Consider the following 15,098-nt stretch of genomic DNA (forward strand, 5'->3'; position numbering starts at 1 on the left):
CAATCGTTCTTAATTACACCCTTACAGATCAAAATGGGCAACCCGACGATAGTCTTTATTATCTGAATCATCCTGAATAAAATGCCAGTTGGAAGGGAAACTCATTTCTTTAGCCAGACCCTCCAGGATAAACAGCATGATCCCGGCATCAGTATAGTTTTCTTCCTGCTCCGGATTGACCACACACAGTTCTCCATAACCATCTTTAAGAATCAACCGGCACGGTTGAGCATTTTGATAGGAGGGTGAGTTTCTGACATAATAGAGTAAATCCAACACTCCCCGCTTTTCCATTTCTTCGTAGGGAGCCACATTTCCCCAGGTCTTAAGAAAAATGGTCTCAACCACTGACAACCGACTTTCATCAGGTGTGGAAATAATTGCCAACCCATACGGATCCTGTTCATACTTGGCATCACAATTAACAATCGTTTTATGTTTATCGCCTTTGTTCTCTTTTTTTTCGGGTTTACCAAACACCAGTAAATGCTGGATGATCCCCGGTTGACCAGCCAGTAATCGTTCTACTTGAGACGGTATGATTCCATCAACAGAGATCCAACAACTGCCCAGATCCAGGTCATAGAGCTTTTTAACCACGGATTGCAGGTAAAACGCTCCATAAACTTCAATTTCATGATCAAGCCGATCCAGCCGCAGAGCAATATAATGAGGGCCCTTGATCATTACCCCACCATAACCACCAAAACCTTCCAGATCCTCAAAAACATCAGCGCCGTTTTCCAGTAGGATCAGAGAAAAGCCCTTTTCTTTTCCGATCGTGCTGTTAAGCTCATCTAAATAGGCTTTAATTACCCCGATATCCCCTTCGTTCACACGTTCATCCATAAATTCTCTCGTTGAGTGATTATTTACCGTAAATTCTCTGAATTTCATAAGTTAGACCTCCTTGTATTGGCTGCTTATTATATACCCCCTTTGACAGGAATTAATCGGAGGAATCCTAAAAGCGCCGTGAAATCCGATTAATTACTAAGGCGGTAACTAAAACGCCAAGCAACGACCCGGCCCCATCAATGAGCACGTCCCGGAACTGACCGGAGCGACCGGGCACAAACAATTGATGGAACTCGTCGGAGATGGCGTAAAGCAGGCAGATCACCAGAGCCAGATAGACCGGTTTGGGAGCAGCGCTTTGAAGCAGCGCCAACAGCATCAGAACGGCAAGTATGAAATATGCGATAAAATGCGCATTTTTGCGGATATAAAAATCGAGACTGGTAATTTCCAGGGTTTCAATGCCTGGGATAAAATGTCCCAATACCCCCAGTAATTCGTTTTTAACGCCGGTGCTGAGATGCGCCGACTGGGTAGCTGGCTGACTCGAAAGATAAAAGATGACACCCATCCAGATCAGGGTAGCCGACCAGGTCAAAACTAACATTAATCGCTTTTTATTCATTTCGTGACCCTTTCCTGACCGTATCATCAGATATCATTTTTTTATCCGATTCTTTAATTTATTTAATCACTGGCAATCCATTATTTTTTTCATCACCGTCCCCCTTTTAGCTGAAATTATGGTAAACTAAAGAAAAAAACTGGAGAATGCCATGAAACGACATGATTATATTACCTGGGAAGAATATTTTATGGGGATTGCTCTGTTGTCGGCCCGCCGCAGCAAAGATCCCAACACTCAGGTAGGAGCCTGCATTGTCAATAAGGACAATATTATTCTATCCACCGGTTACAACGGCATGCCCAAAGGCTGCAGCGATGATGTCCTGCCCTGGGAGCGGGACGGTTCATTTCAGGAGACTAAATACGCCTATGTCTGCCACGCTGAATTAAATGCCATCTTAAATTCTGATGGCCGCTCGCTGGTTGATTCGATTTTGTATGTTACCTGTTTTCCCTGTAATGAATGTGCCAAAGCAATTATTCAGGCCGGAATAAAAAAGGTGGTCTATCTGGAAGACAAATACCCGGATGCTGATGCTACCCAGGTTTCCAGGAGGCTCTTTAAAATGGCTGGCATTACCCTGAAAGAATTTTTAAACCCCACCTTCTACAGTGACTTGTCGCTGTATTAACAATCCGTAAAATGATTCAGCAGCGAATGGCCCCGGTCAGTGCCGCTACTGTGCTATCTTTGTAAAATCCACAGTATTTTTACCTGATGACGGGGGTATTGCTAAACTGCGGGTGCCAAAAAATTACTGGCTGGCGATCTGCGTGAGCAGTTCGCCAAGCCGGCGGTTGAGTTTGGCAATCGGCAAGCCAACGATAGTGTTGTAGTCGCCTTTTATCCATTTAACCCAGAGACCGGCTTCTTCCTGAATACCATAGGCACCAGCCTTATCCATTGCTTTGCCGGAGGCCACGTAGTCCGCCACCTGCCGCTTCATCTGGTGATCCCAGGGATAAAAGCGGATCGTCGAGGTGGCAACAAAACGCTCTTCATGATTCCGGTAGCAGATGCTGACCCCGGTTAAAACCTGATGTGTATTTCCAGCAAGCGCTTTAATCATCTGGTAGGCGGCTATTTCGTCAGCTGGTTTTCCGAGGATCTGATCACCCAACACCGCCATCGTATCGGCACCAACCACCAACGCCCGGGGATTAATTTTCTGGATTACCCGGGCTTTTCGAGCGGCCAGCTCACCAACCAGTTTTTTGACTATGTCCGGAAAATCTTCATCACACTTTTTTAAAATTTCTGCTTCAATCCGTTTTTCATCAATTTCGGCCGCCTGAACAGCGAATTCTTTTATGCCATGACTGCTGAGCACCAGCTTAAACAGCTCCTGGCGACGGGGAGACTGGCTGGCCAGAATGATTTGGGGTTGCAAGGGTTACCTCCGATTTTTTAAAAGATAACGCTATTGTATCATTTTTTCATAAACAAAACCACCCATCGATGTTCTTGTCTTCATCGACGAAAAATCATAAGCAATCCCCTGAAAAAAAACAATCAATTACGTTTATTTCGGTTAAAATAGTCTATAAACACAATAGTTTTGGATTTTTCACACGGGACGACTAAACAACGGACCACAATGTTGCCAAATCCCGTATGTTCAAGTGTAAATAATGAAAGGATCAGGATATGAACAGAAAAATAATATGGATTGGTTATTGTCTTCTCATCGCCGGACTGGTTCTTACCACCACCAGCTGTACGACAAGTGGCTCAGCAGCAAATAAAGAATCGGCGTATCCAGAAACCATCACCGCCACCCGAACCGAAATATGGCAGGCGATCTCTGCCGGTGGGGCGTCAAGCGCCGCCGTAGCAATCTGTGAAGACGGTACGATCGTCTACGAAGAAGGTTTTGCAATGGCCAACCGCACCGCCGCTATTCCAGTTGACACCAATACCCAATTTAATGTCGGTTCGGTCAGTAAAATGTTTGCCACCATGGCGGTGCTTAAGCTCTGCCAGGACGGCCAGCTTGATCTCGATCAGCCGGTAACCGGCTATCTGCCGGAATTCACCATGAAGGATCCCCGCTACCAGCAGATCACGGTGCGGATGCTGCTTAATCACACCTCCGCGTTAAACGGCACCTACAGTTATGACACCAGCACAACGGCACCCAGCGCTGAATTCATGGACTATTTTCTGGCCAATTTAAACGAGTCCTCATTAAAAGGTGATCCCGGAATCATCAGCATCTACTGCAATGACGGTTTCACCCTGGCCCAGGCCCTGGTTGAAAAGGTTTCCGGTATGCCTTTTGCTGATTACCTGAGTAAGAACATTTTATCTGTCGCCAACATGAACAACACCAGCTGTTACTTCAAGGAAGGCAATGATAATGTGGCCCTGGCCTACACGAGTGACGGCACTGCGGCCGCACTGGAGTATCTCAACAGCCTTGGTGCCGGGGGGATTGCCTCTACCGCCCATGATCTGGCTGAATTTGGAGATGCCATCCTGGCTGGAAAAATCGTTGAGCGCAAATGGGTGGACGAGTCTTTCACCGCCCAGTATGGCAGTCAGACGGTGCCCAGCGGTACCCCCAAGCTAGCCTTCGGACTGGGCTGGGACAGTATTAGTGATGAAGCCTACGAAAAACTGGGGGTTCGCCTGATTTATAAAGGTGGCGATACCAGTTATTATCATTCGATGCTCTATCTGCTGCCCGATCAGAACATCACCATCGCTCTGACCTTTGCCGGACCGGCGGACACCACCGCAATCACTGATGTGATCGCAAAAACCCTCCTCGCTGAAAAAGGCGTGATCCCCAGTGGATCAACAACCATCACCACCGCACCACGAGCTGCAGCAGTGCCGGAGCAACTGCTGGCCTATGCCGGATATTACACGCTCTCTGGCAATATTCTCAAACTCGACTTTAATCAAACCGCCGGCGTGATGAATCTCTACAGTAATTCCGATGCTGGCTTTACCCTCGTGGATACGCTCAACTATAAGGATGACGGCTATTTTTATGGCACCGACAAACGCCTGAAACTGGAAGAAAACTTTGGCACCAAGTTTCTGATGCATTATTCGCTGACAGGAGAAACCGGCTCGATCAATGCCACCATGCTGCCAACCCGAACCGCCGGCATCAGCCCGGACCAGTTTGCCAATAAACAATGGATCACCATCAATACCCTGCCAGAGGATGCGGTTTTTCTGGCCGGTTCAACCTGGATGATGGATGAATTTCCCGGCGATGTGCTGTTTGGCGGTAACGGATACTATCTGATCAATCAGCTCATTGATGAACGCACCACCCTGCCCAATCTGAAATATACCCGGGATACCATGGAGTTTAAACTGATTGAGGAACAGGGCCAGACCCTGCTCGATGTGGGCAGCTTTAAACTGATCAATACCGCCACCGTACCAGAGCTACAAACTGGCGAAGTGATCACCATTGGAGCACAGAATGTCTGTCGCAAGCTACCATCAGACGGCCTGATCAAACCCCGTGAGGGACGGCTTGTGGTGCTGAGCCCAACCCTTGAAGGGCATTATGACAGCCTGCTTAACGGCCCCGAGGGAACGGCTGTGACCGCCGGTTCCTATGTAGTCTTTATCGGTGATGACGGCGATACGATCAGCTATGATTACCAGATTTAGTGCGATAACCTACGTTTGCAAAGATCTGTCGTGGATCTTCCAATGATGAGATCTTAACAAAGTCTATTCAAAGAAAGGATCTAAAATGAAAAAAAGTATGTTCAAATCCCTTACCGGCCGTCTTGTGATTCTTGTGTTGATGCTGTCGATGATTTTTACCACCGGGGTTTTTGCGGCGGTGGACGTTAACAGTAATGATTCAAACGATGGTGCTGCCATTGATACCCAAGCCACGGCAGACATTGGTGTTCAGTATCGCGGCCATGTTCAGAATAAGGGCGATGTACCGCTGCCGGTTGGCAGCTTTGTTACGGGTCCCGATGAACTGGGCTCCCGGGGCGAAGGACTCCGTCTGGAAGGCCTCCGAATTGAGCTCACCGGAGATGTCCCGGCCGGTGCTGGCATCAGCTATGATGTTCATGTCCAGAATAAAGGTTGGCTGGGCCCCGTGGCCAACGGTGCTTATGCCGGAACGACCGCCCAGGGACTGCGGATTGAAGCGATTAAAATCAACTTGACGGGCCTTGATGGCTATGATGTTTATTACCGGGGCCACGTCCAGAACAAAGGCGATATCCCGGTAGTCGATTCGTCCTGGGGCTGGGTTAAAAACGGCGCACAGCTGGGAACCACCGGTGAAAGCCTGCGGCTGGAATCGATCCAGATAAAAATTGTTAAAACCGAAAACTACACTGCCCTGGGCGATTCCATAGCCTATGGGATGAGTGCTACGCCGGGTTCCGGTTATGTTAATCTGTTCTATAACCATTTAACCAGTCAGACCGGAAATGAAAATCTACAGCTGGTCAATCTGGGGGTACCCGGTTATACCTCCAGCCAGCTGTTGAACCAGCTCCAGAACGATCCGACCACGATTGCGTCACTACGTCAGGCTAAGGTCGTTACCCTCAGTATTGGTGGAAATAATATTCTCGGACCCGTGATCGCCGGTTTGGCCGTCGCTTTCCAGCTGGATCCCAGCTCACCAACTTTCGCCGCTGATCTCGCCACCGCTTTAGCGCAACCCGGAGCTGCGGATATCATCACCGCTGCCCTCCCCGGGATCCAGACTGCGGTCACCGCCAGTGTCACCCAGTTTGGCAGTGATTGGCCGCAGATTATCGGAACCATCAAAACGCTGGCTCCTGAGGCGGATATTGTCGTGACAACCCTATACGATCCGATTTCACCCCAGGATCCCCTCTACGCCGTATTTGATCCAGCCATCCAGTCCATCAATACCGCCATCACGACCCCCGGTGCCGGTTACAAAGTAGCTGATGTCTACACCGCCTTTGCAACCTATGAAGGCAGTGAACCCCTGGTCAATTTCAACTGGTACACCGGTAATCTGGATCCCCATCCGACTACCGCTGGCCATAACGTGATTTACCAGTGCCATCTGAGTGCCGGATTTATTAATTAGGACGGCATCAATAATTACCAGTCTATCTGATCTACCTGCGGTGCGTGTTGTTTGAGATTTGATCAACATAATACCAAATAAAAAAGCGAAGCGGTTTTCACTGAGAACAGGCTTCGCTTTTTTTTACATCAGTGGCGCAGTTATTCTTAAAATCGATCGCCCACTATTTTGGGCAATAAAAAAACGGCTCGCTACGAGAACCGGTTTTTGAGGTGATTGTTTATTCTTCGGATTCTTCCAGGGTCGCACTTTCGATGTAGTTGATGTGACGACGCAGCTTCCTCGATTGCTCGATGGTGATCTCACCCGACTCATACATCCGCTGAATTTCCTGACGTTCGCTATCCATCGCTTTAATCCGTAATTCTTCTTTTAGTACTTCATTTACTTCTTTGCCTTCTGCGCGCTCCCGACCCAGCCGCCGAATCATTCCCTGATAGCCCAGAATGACGGCGGCAATAATCTCACCATCGGCCTGGTTTTGCGCCTGTTGCTGCTCCAGCAAGAGACTGGCAATCGCGGCCTCAAACGCATTGATCTGGAGTTCCTTGACCGTATTGATGGTCGCCTTTAGTTTTTCCGGTTCCTGTTTGAAATGACGACGGAACTGATGCCAGAGCCGCAGGGTTTTGGCCAGAAAATACCGTACGCTAAAACGGACATCACTGGACAGGGCTTCCTCCCGGCGATCCAGAGTGGCTTCAAATTTTTCGTAGATAATCGGATCAATGCGATTATTTTCCCGGGCGTTACGGAGATAGTCAGCTTCAGCCCGAAGTCCCTTGTACTTCATTTCGTTGAGCTTTTTCAAATACGCCTGGGTTTCGGGAGAGTTTTCTTCATTTTGAATCCGCTTGACCATCTGTTTGTATTCGCCAATCAGTTCATCGGCAACAAACTCGTTTTCCGGTGTGATTTCCTGTCTGATCCGCTTGATTGTCACCAAAAATATTCGCATCATGGCGGCATTGAAGTCCAGTTCCCGGGGAACAGTGAGCGGCTCCTTGGCAGTTTTACAAAGTAGTGGTAAAAACAGGGTAGCCGCTAGCAAGGTCACCAGGATTACGCCAGTGGCGATAAACAAAATCAGTGATCGCTGGGGAAAGTCTTCACCACTGGCCAGCAACGTCGGCACCGACAATACTGCGACCATCGTCACCGCCCCTCGAACCCCGGTGAGGCTGATTAACAGACTGGTTTTAACACTGGGAAGCTCGGCCCCCTTACGTTTTGCAAACCAATATTGGACTGCCATGGAGAGATAGGAATACACAAAGCGAATGCCAAAAATTCCCAACCAAATCACCAGAACCCCGGCAATGGCCAGCCCGGTGTTGATGTCCTCACTGGCCACCGCCGCCCCCATTGATAAGGGGATGTTTAAGCCCAGAAGAATAAAAACCACCCCATTGAGGACAAACAACAGCACCGACCAGACATTTTCAGAAATCACCTTTTCTTTGGCCAGCATTGTCGACGTGTGTTCGGTGATGGCGGCGTGAGCGATTCCCGCCACGACCACAGCAATGACCCCGGAAGCATGTAATAATTCTTCCGTGACGATATAAATGATAAAAGGGGTTAAAATCTGCAACAGGCTGTGGAAGGTGGCATCCCGAATCCCCTTTTTTCGGAGAATAAAGCCAATCCAATCAATTACCAGACCCAGCGTCAATCCCAGAACAGCGCCAACAATAAACATATAGGTGAAGTTGAGCGCTGCGTCCTGCAGCGAAAAATAACCGGTAACCACTGCCGCAATGGCATAGTTAAAGGCGACCAAGCCTGAGGCATCGTTGATCAGCGATTCTCCCCGCACCAGGGTCAGCACCTTTTGGGGAATATGCACCCGTTTGGCAATCCCATTGACTGCCACCGGATCGGTGGGCGAAAGCACTGCCGCCAGGGCAAAAGCCGCTGCCAGTGGCATATAGGGCATCAGCCAATGAATAAAATAACCACCCAGAATGGTGGTCAGCAGCACCAGAATAATGGCATTACCAAAAATCGGTTCCCGCATTTTCCAGAGATTTTCCCGGGAGAAATGGCGGCCATCATCATATAAAAGTGGGGCCACAAACAGAATCAAAAACCATTCTGTTTCGAGTTCAATGGCTCGGCTATGCATGATAAAGGCAATTCCCAGGCCCAAGCCAATCTGGATCAGGGCGGTGGGAATAAACGGGATAAAATGACTAATCACATCTGAAATCAGTAAGCACAGCAGTAGCATTAAGATAATAAGCAGTAAATTCAAGCCAATCTCCTTCATCCCTTTTTTTATATTATCTTACCGCATGATCCGTTTTTTCTCAAGAAAATCCTGATGCTCTCATTAAATTATACGGGCCGTATTGCTTCGCTGCCATCAGTTTTTTTCATCCATTTCTTTGTATATAAATTCATTCTGTGCTATAATACATTGGAATTTATTTGAGGAGGAAAAGAATGAGTACTGATAACATCCAAATACTGATTGCCATGATTATCTACATTGTGGCAATACTCGGAATCGGCGTCTATTTTTTAAAGATCGCCAACGAGAACAGTGACAATTATTTTATCGGCGGCCGTTCCCTGGGTCCCTGGGTAGCGGCAATGAGTGCAGAGGCATCCGACATGAGCGGCTGGCTGCTCATGGGATTACCGGGGGTGGCATACTGGTGTGGCTTTAGTGATGCCTTCTGGACCGCTTTAGGCCTGGCCCTGGGCACCTACCTGAACTGGAAGATTACTGCTAAACGATTGAGAAATTATTCGGCCATTGCGGGGGACGCAATTACCATACCCGAATATTTCAGCAACCGTTTCAAAGAAAAAAGCAAGGTCATCATGCTGATTGCCTCAGTTTTTATTCTGGTTTTCTTTACTGTTTATGCCGCCAGCTGTTTTGTTACCGTCGGCAAGTTGTTTAATTCACTGTTTGGCATTCAATACCAGGTCGTCATGATCGCCGGTGCATGTTTTGTTATTTTATATACCTTACTGGGCGGTTTTTTGGCGGAAAGTGTTTCTGACTTTCTGCAGGGGATCATCATGTTTATTGCCCTGGCACTGGTACTGATCCTCGGCGTGACAGCAGCTGGCGGTGTCAGCGGGGTAATGGAGAACATCCAACGGATTCCCGGTTTCTTTGATTTCTTTGGCATTGCCAACCCCACCGTTGTAGACGGTACCCAACAGGTTCTGGCCGGCAACCCAGTTTTTGGACCTGCCTTACCCTACACCTTTTTAACGATCATCTCAACAATGTCCTGGGGTCTGGGATATTTCGGAATGCCTCAGGTTCTACTGCGGTTTATTGCCATCCGCGATGCTGCTGAAATTCCAAAAGCTCGACAGATTGCTACGACATGGTGTGTCATTTCACTGTTTGCCGCCGTTATCATCGGTCTGATCGGTCGGGTTCTTTTCCCCACCGAACTGCTCACAGCCAGCCAGGCGGAAAGTATCTTTATCGTCTTGTCTACTAATCTGTTGCCACCATTACTGGCCGGTTTTGTAATGGCCGGAATTCTTGCGGCAACCATGAGTTCCTCGGATTCCTATCTGTTGATTGCGGCTTCGGCGTTTTCTAAAAACATTTATGAGGGCATCCTCAAAAAAGATGCTACCGAAAAACAGATCATGCGAGTGTCCCATCTGACCCTGATTGCTATTTCAATCATTGGTGTCCTACTGGCACTTGATGAAACCAGTGTCATCTTTACAATTGTCGCCTTTGCCTGGGCCGGTTTTGGGGCAACCTTCGGTCCGCTAATGCTTTTCTCGTTGTTCTGGAAACGGACCAGCCGCGAAGGCGCCATTGCCGGAATGCTTGCCGGTGGCGGGATGGTCTTTATCTGGCGGTTATTGATTAAACCAATGGGTGGCGTCTTCGGGATCTATGAACTGCTGCCCGCCTTCCTGACCTCCTGCCTCTTTATCGTGGTGGTTTCCCTGCTGACCAAAGAACCATCTCAGGAAATTCAGGATGAATTTGAGCAGGCCAAGGCCGCTTCACTCTAATAAATAGCTTTCCATTTAAAAAGCCAGCGTCACCGCTGGCTTTTGTTTTGGGCTCAATTTTGTCACAAAATATATTTTTGCGACAAAATAATAACTTTTTCTGGCCGTTTCGCTAACTGTTGATCACGGTCTTTTTCTCAATCTCGGTGACACAGGTGGTCTTGATGGTTTCAACCAAAAACTGTAGGGCATCGATGACCCGGGGCCGGATATCGCCACCGATCAGCACGACCATGATGTCGTCGCCAACCGCTAGTTCCCCATCAGCCAACCATACCCGAACATGAAAGATGCCCTCTCGCACTTTGGTGGCAGCAATGGCATCGGCCACTTTTTTTTCGTCGTAGCTAAAGGACATACCGGTGATCTGAGAGCCGTCATCGAGCCCTTGACGCACCTGCGCCTTGGGAGTCTGGCGAACCGTGCCGTTATGAACCAGATACATCCCCTCCTGCCGGGCTTGCGGGTCAAGTTTGGCTTCTTTCAGCCAGGCATCGATAGAGGGTGGGGTGTTCTTTTTTTGCATTGTCATGAGTTCTATCTCCTTTTAGTGAATAATGTAGGCAATATTACCGGATTCGGCCCAGGCAGCGGCAAACTGATCAAGTCGGTATTTAACCCGAACAGAAGCATTACTGGACGCTGCCGGATCATTGATAATGATATAATCAGTGCCGTTTTCTCGGGCGAAACCACAAACCACAATCAAGTGACCCGGAGTCTGGCGAATTGGGGCGCCATCGACCACCGGCAGATTGCCGCTGACAGATGCACTATTTTTATAGGCTACCGCCACCGCCACTGGATGCCCTCCGGCAATCTCTCGTTTGAGCCCTTCAATTGTTGTATAATCGACATAGGCCAGATGCCCGAGACTGGCCGCATAGGCAGTGTTAAAAGGCCAGTTGCCAAAATCCTGATAGCCATAATCATAGGCCCCCCAGGCCGCCGTTTCTGGGGTCACCGCCGTGCCATTATAAGCAAGCATCATTGCTACACTGGTAGGACTGCAGATGGAATCAGCAATGGCCGGATCCCGAATCATCTGAGAGAGTTGGGGTACATTGAGCACTGCCAAATTGGTCAGATCGGGCGTGTCATAAAAAACCTTGGTAATCTCTTGACCGGGGTTCTGATTTCTCAGAGCCAGAGCTACCAGTCGCAAGGTCGGACTGGCGCCGGGGCTGCCGGAGTGAAGAATCACCCGGTATTGAATCTTGTTGGCGGTTTTACCATTTTTAACCACCAGCGTATCGACGTCCAGTTTGGCCAGCGGGCTATCGGTCGTTCCGATGCCGGAGGCTCGGTTGATACTGGTTCCCCAGTGTCCCCAGGAGAGCCAGTCAGACCAGTTTTCGGTGGACTGACCGTTGGCATCAACTGCATTCTCGCAAACCCGGGCTTCCACCTGAATCAGGGTGCCCGCTGGCGTATCAACATTCCAGGACAACACCACCTTGGTAAAAGGGCTGGTATTAAAGACATTGGAGGTATAGACCCCAGCCTGATTCCCAGCCATGAGGACAATGGCCCCGTCACCGGAACTGGGCGCAATCTCAACCCGATCCAGACCAAGAGCATTGCCGTTAAAGTCACTGGCGGTGGTCTGGATTAGCAGATTTCCGGGTACTGACTGGCGTTCGATAAAAGGCATCAGCTGATCCACGATACCAGTTGGCGGGCTGCTGCCCTTGGGTAGAATAACAATATGGATTCCTTCCAACCGATAGGAATAACCAGCGGTACCAGCGCTTTCACCGTTTTTGGCCCAGCCCAACCAGCCGATATTTTGGGCGTGTACCTGATAGTAGATATCAAAGTCATCAGCAGCACCCCCAGTTAGACTGATTTGGATGGCCTCCAGACGGTAGCTAAGTCCTTCGGTACCGCTCATCGAGCCGTCATTCTTAAAGCCTCGCTCCGTATCCGCTTCCCAGCCAATATTTTGGATGTGGGTCTGATAGCGGACCCCGAGGTCATAGTCCGCAGCTTCCAGTTTGATTTCAATTCCTTCCAACCGCAGGCTACGGCCGGCGGTGCCACTAAGGGTGCCATCACTGACAAAATCCTGCCAGCCGTCATTTTGAACATGCGTTCGGTATAGTACCCGGGGGGCGGTCATCGCCAGCATGGCGGACGGCAACAGACCGGCCAATACAGTGAGGGCCACCAACAGCAGTAATTGCTTTACTAAGCGTTTTTTCATAAAATTCTCCATTTACTCTGTGATCATTCAGCTTTTGGCGCATAACCGTTTGAGCGCCACTCCGAGTTAGTACATCAGCAGCATCCTATTCTGGATCAGCTAAAAGTAAAAACTACAGAACATCCCACAGATTTTTATGTTCCGCTTATAGGGAATCACAAGAATGTGTGGCACCAGTACTATTAATCATATTATATGACAGCCGCCGGATTCCGTAAAGACCAAAAAAAGCGCCGAAACCGGCGCTGAGGGTGGTTGGATTGAGAACTGACACCCAGTTAATGCATCCCGATTTCCATACAATTGGAGCAAAACCAATAAAAAAAGTCCACTGCATTTACAATGAACTTTTTTTGTTTAATTTAATTAACTGGCCTGTTCATAACTAACAAAGGTCACATAATCGTATTCACAATCCATCCGGGATTCATCACCTTTGGGAATGGACTTAATCCCACCCACTAGTTTGCCGCCTCTTTCAAACGCCTCACTGAGTTTTCGGTGAAAATCCCGTGCATTGCTGCTAGTAATAATACTTACCTTACCCATTTTTTTACCCTCCTGTGTTGTCTCAAAGTTTTCACCCAGTATAGCACAGTAAATAATTGTTAAGTAGTAGTAATTTATCTGCAAACCTTTACCAGTTCAAATTCTTAAGGTTTCTTTCAATATCACCTAAACGGATCGGATGGACAGCATCATTCCAGCGACCCTGCTTCGTCTTCGGGGACATAATCCCGGATGATTTTCAAATTCTTTTTCAGTATTTTCTTTTCCCGATACATTTTTTCATCGGCCTGGTTGATAATCGAATCGATGTATTCATTGGAGCTGCCACTAATGGTTTCAATTCCATGGCTGGCGCTAATCAGATAGCGGCGGTTTTCATTGGCATTGATTTGTTCATATTCGGCAACTATCCGCTGCCACGCTGCTTCGGCCTCTGCTTCATTGAGCCCTTCAAAAATAATCAAAAACTCGTCCCCACCCAATCGGGCCAGGAAGTCATTTTTGCGGATGTTGTTTTGGATACCCCTGGTCACTGCGACAATCAATTCATCACCGGCATCATGCCCGAGATAATCATTGACGTCCTTGAGACCATTGATGTCAATAAAACAGACCGATACCACCCTTTCGTTTCTCTCGAGATTTTTGTACAGCTGCTTCAATTTTTCAAAGCCAGTGCGACGGTTAAACACCCCGGTCATAGCGTCGTACTCCGAATAATATTTAATTTCGTCATTCTTTACCTGATTAATCGTCAGAAGCGCACCGGTAAACACTGCCACCATCAAGATCAGCAGATAGGCAAAGAGATTATTGCGCAGTACCAACAGCATCGTTGCACCAAGATTTCGGTTCAGTAGCTGGCCTTCCGGAGTCGTTGCTGGAATAAAGGAGACCATTGTCCAGTCTCCCAGGCCCGGCGCCAGGGTATGGTTCAAATCCAATTCCAGTTCGGTGGCGGTAAGAATATTGGTATAGGCAAACACCCCGGCGTCAGTGGTCAGCGTACCATTTTTTTGGCTCTGGATCGTCGACCAAACCTCCGGAAAATCGTTTTTAAAACTCTCACTGAGGCGGTTGTCATACATAAAGCCCCAGGCTTTGTCCGGCTCAGCGCTATTATACAGCCAATAGCCATCGGCATTGAGCATAAAAACCTGGCCCTGGCTGGCCGTGGCTATTTTTTCCACCTGAGCCAGCAGGTCAGCGGCCGAATAATTCAACACCACCAGCCCCAGCAGCTGACCTCTGGCACCATAGTAAGGGGTTGCCAGTCGGATCATCGGTTTAATCGGCTGCTCAATCTGATCGTTTTCCTTATTTAAATCCATCGGTGACACATAAATCTGGTTTTCGGCCAGATTTATGCCTTCCGTAAAATAATAACGGTCGGCCTTATTCTGGAGCTCGTCGCTGTCAGTCAGAGTCGCGCCATTTTCATCGTAATTGACCCGGATCACCTCGTTACCATCAACGTCAAGAAAGCGGATCTGGTCATAGATCATTTTGCGGTTGGCAAAAGCCAACCAGTGATCCTCGGCATCCGAGTAATCTCCCCTGCCGTTGTCCCCCAGCGCCAGTGCATCAGTGACATAAAGCAAATCGGTGGCCAAACGATTGACCTTATTGGAGATAATCGTCTTTTCGACTGCCACCAGTTGTTCCTGCTGGGCCATCAGTTTATTCTTCTGGACGGTATCCGCATTGAGTTGAATCACCAGGGTGATCAGAAAATAACCCAAACTAAGGATCAGAAATACCCCCAGGGTATAGAGCATGGTTTTTTTTCTATCTTTAAAGGTTTTATCGATCAAGGTTTACACTCCTTTGTGGTAATTAAAGTTCGTTTTTTTTCATTTCGCAATTATTCGGGTAATCCGAAT

Annotated in this window: 12 protein-coding genes; 4 read left to right on the forward strand and 8 right to left on the reverse strand. The window is 48.4% G+C overall.

Going from position 1 to position 15,098, the window contains the following annotated elements:
• Positions 1-21: 21 nt before the first annotated feature.
• Together Q7P33_RS04455 and Q7P33_RS04460 are read right to left on the reverse strand one after the other, a co-directional pair.
• Positions 22-897, reverse strand: a complete 876-nt coding sequence (locus tag Q7P33_RS04455; RefSeq protein WP_303867711.1) for a nitroreductase family protein — start codon at positions 895-897, stop codon at positions 22-24.
• 67 nt (positions 898-964) lie between these two features.
• A complete protein-coding gene (locus Q7P33_RS04460; RefSeq protein WP_303867714.1) occupies positions 965-1,423 on the reverse strand; it encodes a VanZ family protein in 459 nt (152 codons plus the stop codon).
• Positions 1,424-1,574: 151 nt separating this feature from the next.
• Between Q7P33_RS04460 and Q7P33_RS04465 the strand changes: the two genes are divergently transcribed.
• Positions 1,575-2,057 (forward strand): dCMP deaminase family protein, encoded by a 483-nt coding sequence (locus Q7P33_RS04465; RefSeq protein ID WP_303867717.1) that lies wholly within the window; start codon positions 1,575-1,577, stop codon positions 2,055-2,057.
• 123 nt (positions 2,058-2,180) lie between these two features.
• On the opposite strand, the gene Q7P33_RS04470 is transcribed toward Q7P33_RS04465, so the two are convergent.
• Complete coding sequence (locus tag Q7P33_RS04470) at positions 2,181-2,816, reverse strand: nucleoside triphosphate pyrophosphatase (RefSeq protein WP_303867720.1); 636 nt, start codon at positions 2,814-2,816, stop codon at positions 2,181-2,183.
• A gap of 257 nt (positions 2,817-3,073) precedes the next feature.
• Here Q7P33_RS04470 and Q7P33_RS04475 point away from each other — a divergent pair, with 257 nt between their 5' ends.
• Together Q7P33_RS04475 and Q7P33_RS04480 are read left to right on the forward strand one after the other, a co-directional pair.
• Positions 3,074-5,065: a serine hydrolase gene (locus Q7P33_RS04475; RefSeq protein ID WP_303867723.1), complete on the forward strand. Its 1,992-nt coding sequence runs from the start codon at positions 3,074-3,076 to the stop codon at positions 5,063-5,065.
• Between the two features lie 85 nt (positions 5,066-5,150).
• On the forward strand, positions 5,151-6,491 hold the full coding sequence (locus Q7P33_RS04480) for a GDSL-type esterase/lipase family protein (protein WP_303867725.1): 1,341 nt from the start codon (positions 5,151-5,153) through the stop codon (positions 6,489-6,491).
• A 220-nt stretch (positions 6,492-6,711) separates the two neighbouring features.
• On the opposite strand, the gene Q7P33_RS04485 is transcribed toward Q7P33_RS04480, so the two are convergent.
• On the reverse strand, positions 6,712-8,748 hold the full coding sequence (locus tag Q7P33_RS04485) for a Na+/H+ antiporter (RefSeq protein WP_303867729.1): 2,037 nt from the start codon (positions 8,746-8,748) through the stop codon (positions 6,712-6,714).
• Between the two features lie 191 nt (positions 8,749-8,939).
• On the opposite strand from Q7P33_RS04485, the gene putP reads away from it, so the two are divergent.
• A complete protein-coding gene (gene putP / locus Q7P33_RS04490) occupies positions 8,940-10,499 on the forward strand; it encodes a sodium/proline symporter PutP (RefSeq protein WP_303867732.1) in 1,560 nt (519 codons plus the stop codon).
• A 112-nt stretch (positions 10,500-10,611) separates the two neighbouring features.
• Here putP and Q7P33_RS04495 read toward each other — a convergent pair whose 3' ends face one another.
• The 4 genes from Q7P33_RS04495 to Q7P33_RS04510 form a co-directional block, all read right to left on the reverse strand.
• On the reverse strand, positions 10,612-11,031 hold the full coding sequence (locus tag Q7P33_RS04495; protein WP_303867734.1) for a molybdenum cofactor biosynthesis protein MoaE: 420 nt from the start codon (positions 11,029-11,031) through the stop codon (positions 10,612-10,614).
• Between the two features lie 15 nt (positions 11,032-11,046).
• Positions 11,047-12,705, reverse strand: a complete 1,659-nt coding sequence (locus Q7P33_RS04500) for a C39 family peptidase (protein WP_303867737.1) — start codon at positions 12,703-12,705, stop codon at positions 11,047-11,049.
• 366 nt (positions 12,706-13,071) lie between these two features.
• A complete protein-coding gene (locus Q7P33_RS04505) occupies positions 13,072-13,254 on the reverse strand; it encodes a hypothetical protein (protein WP_303867740.1) in 183 nt (60 codons plus the stop codon).
• A gap of 149 nt (positions 13,255-13,403) precedes the next feature.
• Entirely contained in the window at positions 13,404-15,029 is a 1,626-nt protein-coding gene (locus Q7P33_RS04510) for a sensor domain-containing diguanylate cyclase (protein ID WP_303867742.1), read from the reverse strand.
• Between the last annotated feature and the right edge of the window lie 69 nt (positions 15,030-15,098).

Origin of the sequence: Acetobacterium wieringae (assembly GCF_026646375.1) — a bacterium.
In the GTDB taxonomy this organism is placed as follows: domain Bacteria; phylum Bacillota; class Clostridia; order Eubacteriales; family Eubacteriaceae; genus Acetobacterium; species Acetobacterium wieringae_A.

What these genes read in the sequence shown, in the direction of transcription:
- Q7P33_RS04460 (WP_303867714.1), bottom strand. Translation starts at nt 1,423, where the DNA reads ATGAATAAAAAGCGATTAATGTTAGTTTTGACCTGGTCGGCTACCCTG.
- Q7P33_RS04505 (WP_303867740.1), bottom strand. Translation starts at nt 13,254, where the DNA reads ATGGGTAAGGTAAGTATTATTACTAGCAGCAATGCACGGGATTTTCAC.
- putP (WP_303867732.1), top strand. Translation starts at nt 8,940, where the DNA reads ATGAGTACTGATAACATCCAAATACTGATTGCCATGATTATCTACATT.
- Q7P33_RS04455 (WP_303867711.1), bottom strand. Translation starts at nt 897, where the DNA reads ATGAAATTCAGAGAATTTACGGTAAATAATCACTCAACGAGAGAATTT.
- Q7P33_RS04465 (WP_303867717.1), top strand. Translation starts at nt 1,575, where the DNA reads ATGAAACGACATGATTATATTACCTGGGAAGAATATTTTATGGGGATT.
- Q7P33_RS04495 (WP_303867734.1), bottom strand. Translation starts at nt 11,031, where the DNA reads ATGACAATGCAAAAAAAGAACACCCCACCCTCTATCGATGCCTGGCTG.
- Q7P33_RS04475 (WP_303867723.1), top strand. Translation starts at nt 3,074, where the DNA reads ATGAACAGAAAAATAATATGGATTGGTTATTGTCTTCTCATCGCCGGA.
- Q7P33_RS04480 (WP_303867725.1), top strand. Translation starts at nt 5,151, where the DNA reads ATGAAAAAAAGTATGTTCAAATCCCTTACCGGCCGTCTTGTGATTCTT.
- Q7P33_RS04500 (WP_303867737.1), bottom strand. Translation starts at nt 12,705, where the DNA reads ATGAAAAAACGCTTAGTAAAGCAATTACTGCTGTTGGTGGCCCTCACT.